Genomic DNA, 2018 nt, shown 5'->3' with positions numbered 1-2018 from the left:
AAAGCCCGAATTATTTCAGCCCCATCCCGCAAGGGTGGGGTATATTGACATCCGGGCCTTGTTCGGAGGGCTGAAAGCCTGAATGAAATTCATGCTTATTTCTTCTATTGCGGAATCTGGGTTTAACGGACAAATTCAGCGGTCGGTTTTCATGATTCGGAGGTTTGATGGTTGAGATGTTTTAAGCTCACAAGCCTGCTTTCCAAAGCCCTAAAGCTAACCGGATGTTCTTGAATTGTGGGTTCAAGAATTTTGGTTGCGGACTATACGAAAGCGGGCTTGAGCTTAACGGAGTGGCTTACTTTGTCTGGCGAGCCGCTTTTATCCACGAAGCAACTTGCTCTTTGAGCGTGTTATCAGCCTGCTGGTCCGAAATAACTCCTCGCTCCAAGTCGAAGTTGTGTCCAAAGCTTGGCAGAGAAAACTTCGCTACGATATTGCCTCCGAACCAGGGGAAAGTGCTTGCTGCAAGATTAAGCACTGAGCCGCCACCATTCTGGCCGGGCGATGTGCTCATCAGCAGCATGGGCTTCTGCTCGAACACATTCATGTTTATACGAGATACCCAGTCATACACATTCTTAAACGCCGTGCTGAAGGCCCCATTGTGTTCGGCCAGCGAACAAATGATCGCGTCTGCGCTACTGATCTTTTCTTTAAAATCATGTGCCAAAGCAGGAATACCGCCCTCGGCCTGTCGGTCGACGGAATAGATAGGCATCTCATAATCATTGAGATCAACCCATACCACTTCGACATTATCTACGAGACTTAGCGCATATTCTACGAGCGCTTTATTAATGGACTGACGGGCAGAACTCCCGGCAAATGCTAAAACTTTCATTGTGTAATCTTATTTTAATGTATAATGTTAGTGAAATAAATATTCTGGTAGATGCATCGGTACTTCCATCGTTAACACGACGGCATCACTCAACGCTTTGACCGAAACCTCCTTGGTCTCCCACACTCCTAATCCGTCACTTGAGGATAGTTGTTCGCCTGCCACTTCGACCTGTCCGCTGATTACGAAGAAATATACTCCGTTATCTGATCCGTGAAGCTGGTAGGAGCGTTCTACGCCGGCCGAGAGATCGCCCCAGTTGAACCATGCATCCTGATGAATCCAAACCCCGGCATCATCGGCATTCGGAGAGAGTATCTGCTGAAACTCATCCTTACGTGCCCCATCCGCAATACTCATCTGCTGATAGCGTGGCGTGACACCTTGCCTGCGAGAGAAAACCCAAATCTGCAAAAAGTGTACCAATTCGTCACGACTGGCATTATATTCGCTGTGCGTAACTCCTGTACCGGCCGACATGACCTGTATATCTCCTCGACGGATCACGCTGCCGTTACCCATACTATCTTTGTGTTCCAACGCTCCGGATAGTGGAATGGAGATGATTTCCATATCTCGGTGCGGATGCTTTCCAAAGCCCTGTCCTCCGGTTACTCGATCTTCATTGATTACCCGAAGTACTCCGAAATTCATACGCTTGGGATCATGATAATCTGCAAAACTAAAAGTATGGAAACTTTTAAGCCATCCATGATTAGCAGCTCCTCTAGATCCTGCTTTGTGCAATACTTTCTTCATTTTTCCTGTTTGACTGTTTTTATCGAGTGCAAAGATACAGCGTCCAGAATGTCTGTAAGTTGATCTATGTTAAGAAATCGTTTACGCGTCAAAATTCAACGGTTTACCGGCCCGATAGAACGCTCATCATCTTTTTTTCATAACATCATCGTTAGCGTCATCGAAGAAGCGCGCGAATGAGGGGTTTGATTGTTGAGTTGTTTAGGGGTTTAGGTGTTGAATTGTTTAGGTGTTTGCCGGTCGACATTCCTTCAAAGGGGGAATGCGTAGTACCCACCAAACCATGTACCCGCATAACCATTGACAATTAAATTCGCGTCTATTCGCGGTTATTCGCGTCATTTGCGTTCTGAACATCGTCATTCGTCATTGATTTACGCGTTCGGACATTTGTCATTCAGAGCGCGAGCGATGA

The 2018-nt window shown here is 46.6% G+C and carries 2 protein-coding genes; both read right to left on the bottom strand.

Translation table 11 applies throughout. The features are described from left to right. Positions 1 to 298 precede the first annotated feature (298 nt). Positions 299 to 844: an NADPH-dependent FMN reductase gene (locus tag EII41_RS13445; protein WP_124751905.1), complete on the bottom strand. Its 546-nt coding sequence runs from the start codon at positions 842 to 844 to the stop codon at positions 299 to 301. A gap of 27 nt (positions 845 to 871) precedes the next feature. Next, a complete protein-coding gene (locus EII41_RS13440) occupies positions 872 to 1603 on the bottom strand; it encodes a pirin family protein (RefSeq protein WP_124790985.1) in 732 nt (243 codons plus the stop codon). Between the last annotated feature and the right edge of the window lie 415 nt (positions 1604 to 2018).

Origin of the sequence: Tannerella forsythia, assembly GCF_003860135.1 — a bacterium.
GTDB classification, from domain to species: Bacteria; Bacteroidota; Bacteroidia; order Bacteroidales; family Tannerellaceae; genus Tannerella; species Tannerella forsythia_A.
The sequence above is the reverse complement of the archived record's forward strand: the minus strand, read 5'-3'. Positions and strand labels throughout refer to the sequence as shown.